Here is a 3,385-nt window from a genome sequence, read left to right on the forward strand (position 1 = left end):
GTTGAAATAGGTGGCTTTGCTAAAGCAGGCGATTTACTTGGCCTGTCGCAACCTGCTGTAAGTTTGCAAATCAAGCGCTTAGAGGACGTGCTTGGCTATAAACTATTTAAAAAACAAGGGCAGCGCCAAGTATTAAACCAGTACGGCGAGCTATTATTGCCTATGGCAAAACAAATGATGCAACACAACGATGCTATTTTGCAGCAGTTCACCTCAGAAAACATTGCAGGTAAAGTGCGCTTGGGTATTCCGAGCGAATTTGCAGCGCGTATTTTACCCTCAATTATTGGCGACTTTGTGGCGCTCTACCCTGAGGTGTCGTTAGAGGTTAAGTCGCGTTTAAGTAAGCATTTGCTTTCGGCTTCTCGCCAAGATCAGTTTGATTTAGTACTTGCGCTAAATGAGCGACTCAACTCTGATAAGTTTCCTATTTTTATGCAAGACGAACTAGTGTGGGTGGGCGACCTGTCACTTGCGCATAATGAGGTGGTTACCCTAGTTACCGCACCAGAGGGATGTATTTATCGTCGCCGTGCTACTGATGCATTAAAAAGTGCAGGCATTAAATACCGAATAGTTTATAGCAACGCCGATTTAACCGGCCTTATTGCTGCATTAAAAGAAGGCTTAGGTATTACGGTACTTGCCAAAAGTACAGTACCGAGTGAGCTTAACTATCAGGTTCAAACCAAGCATTTACCAGCTCTTGGTAATATTGGTATTAGCTTGGTTAAAAGTTCGGGTGAGTCGGAAAATGCGGTAGATAAACTCGCTGAATTTATAGCTCTACGCTTGGGCTAGCGCTTACGTAGCACATATAATTCGTTCAGCCTTTATAGCTAGTAAAGCAATTACAAAATAATACAAAAGAAACAATTTAGTTAATTAAGTTGCATAAGCAGGTGTTTTTAGTTCTATTAAACTGAATAATTAAATAGTTAATAACATTGATTCGTATTCGTTAACGTGTTCAAATTGCGCCAATTAAGATAGTTGACATGATTAGGAACACAATGAACCCTAAGTTTTTAGTATCTACTTTAGCAACTGCGGTTGCTTTGTCTTTTAGTGCTACTGCAATAGCAAAAGACACCAGCAATAAAGAACAACGCTTTGAACAAATTACTGTTATTGGCTCTCAGCAAGCAATTAACGATATTCCTGGTTCGGCTACGTTTATTTCTGAAGAAGATCTTCAAAAATTCCAGTTTACCGATATTTCTCGCGTTTTAGCGTCTGTTCCGGGCGTTTACGTGCAAGAAGAAGACGGTTATGGCCTTCGTCCTAATATTGGTATGCGCGGTACAGGTACTGGCCGTAACGATAAAATATCAGTAATGGAAGACGGTGTCTTAGTTGCACCAGCACCATATTCAGCACCTTCTGCATACTACTTCCCTACTATGGGTCGTATGGAATCTATTGAAGTATTAAAAGGCGCAGCCTCAGTTAAGTACGGCCCGCGTACTACAGGTGGTGTTTTAAACTTACTTTCGCGCAGTTTACCAACTGAGCCAAATAGCTCAAAAGGTTTGGTAGATGCAGCCCTTGGTAGCGACGGTTACTACAAAGGCCACGCTTACTTTGGTAAAGAAAAAAATAACACAGCGGGTTTAATTGAAGTATTTACTTACGGCGCAGACGGCTTTAAAGAGCTGCCAGTAGGCAATGACAACACCGGCTTTGAAAAAACAGATTTACTATTAAAGTTTGGCCATACGTTTGGTCAAAACGATGCGCATAATCTTGAGCTAAAAATTAAGTACTCTGACGAAACATCAGACGAAACATACATGGGCTTAACTGACGAAGACTATCAAGAAAGTCCTTACCGTCGTTATGCTGCATCGCAAAACGATGAAATGAATACTCGCCACAACGCATACCAACTTAACTACGCGTACCGTTTTGGTGATGGCTATGAGTTTTTAGCTACGGCTTACTTAAACGATTTTCATCGTAACTGGTATAAAGCCAGCAGCGTAGGCTTAAGTACTCTTGAGCAGTACAGCGATTTTGAAGCAAACCCTACAAGCGAAGGTATTGAAGGTATTGGCGTTAAAGCTAATAACCGCGACTACCAAGCTAAAGGTATTCAGTCTGAATTACATATTCCTGCAGGCGATCACTATGTGACTGTTGGCGTACGTTACCACGAAGACGAAATGGATCGTTTTCAGTGGGAAGACAAATACACACTTAATCAAGACCTAAGCTTAACACTTACAGAGCAAGGCGTTCCGGGCTCTGATAGCAACCGCGTAGATAGTGCAGAAGCAAGTACCTTGTTTATTCAAGACGAGTGGACAATTGATGCATTAGTAGTAAGTGCAGGTCTTCGTTATGAAGACATTACTATTACGCGTGAAGAGTGGTCTAAATCAGATCCAACACGCAGCAACGGTTTAACTAAAGATGTGTCGAACGACACTGAAATTTTAGTGCCGTCACTAGGTGCTACTTACACACTTAACGAAAGCGTAACGCTACTTGCGGGCATTCAAAAAGGGTATGCACCAGCAGCACCTGGTAATGCTGACCAAGAAGAAGAAGAAAGTGTAAACATTGAGTTTGGCTCTCGCTTTAATATGGATGGCTTTAGCGGTGAAGTAATTGCCTTTTACTCAGACTACGACAACATGCACGGTAACTGTACTGCAGCGGTTGGTTGTAGCGACGACAACATTGGCGACCAATACAACTACGGTGAAGTAGAAGTAGCGGGCTTTGAATTTAGTGCAGCACGTACGTTTGCAACTGATACAGCTATGTTCCCAGTTAAATTAACGTACACCTACACAGACTCTGAGTTTAAAAACGATTTTGATTCAGAAATTTGGGGCGCGGTAGAAAAAGGCGATGCAATGCCTTACGTACCAGAAAACCAAGTAGCGTTATCGTTAGGTGCTGAGTTTTCTGCGTTTGTAGTTAACAGCCAAATACGTTACGTATCTGATGCGCATGCTAACTTAACGCAGTCGGGCTTAAACGCAATTGATAGCCGCGTAGTATGGGATTTAGCCGCTAAATACTTAATCGATGAAAATCAAAAAGTATACCTAAACGTTGATAACTTGTTTGATAAAACATACGTTGCTAACCGTTCAAACGGTGGCATTCAGCCAGGTAAGCCGCGTACTGTACAGATGGGCTACACATACTCATTCTAACGAGTTAAATAACTCTCTAGCTGCGTTAAAAATAACTCATATAAGAACAACTATATTTCGTTATTTTTGCCTTGCTATAGAGTTATTTTCCTATCGCTTTAATAGAGCATCAATTCAGTACAATTGGTGCAAAGTTAAAAGCGTAAATTACAGACACAAAAAAGCCGAGATTGAATTTCAATCTCGGCTTTTTAACACATAAAACTTATCGTTTT

At 41.2% G+C, this 3,385-nt stretch carries 2 protein-coding genes; both read left to right on the forward strand.

All coding sequences use genetic code 11. The annotated features are described in order from the left end of the window. Positions 1 to 801, forward strand: an 801-nt coding sequence (locus H5072_RS14950; protein WP_182693969.1) for a LysR family transcriptional regulator, incomplete at its 5' end; no start/stop codon positions are given. Positions 802 to 1,013: 212 nt separating this feature from the next. Further along, positions 1,014 to 3,170 (forward strand): TonB-dependent receptor domain-containing protein, encoded by a 2,157-nt coding sequence (locus H5072_RS14955; protein ID WP_182693970.1) that lies wholly within the window; start codon positions 1,014 to 1,016, stop codon positions 3,168 to 3,170. Positions 3,171 to 3,385 lie beyond the last annotated feature (215 nt).

It is taken from the genome of Pseudoalteromonas sp. SR45-5 (genome assembly GCF_014163565.1).
Taxonomy (GTDB): Bacteria; Pseudomonadota; Gammaproteobacteria; order Enterobacterales; family Alteromonadaceae; genus Pseudoalteromonas; species Pseudoalteromonas distincta.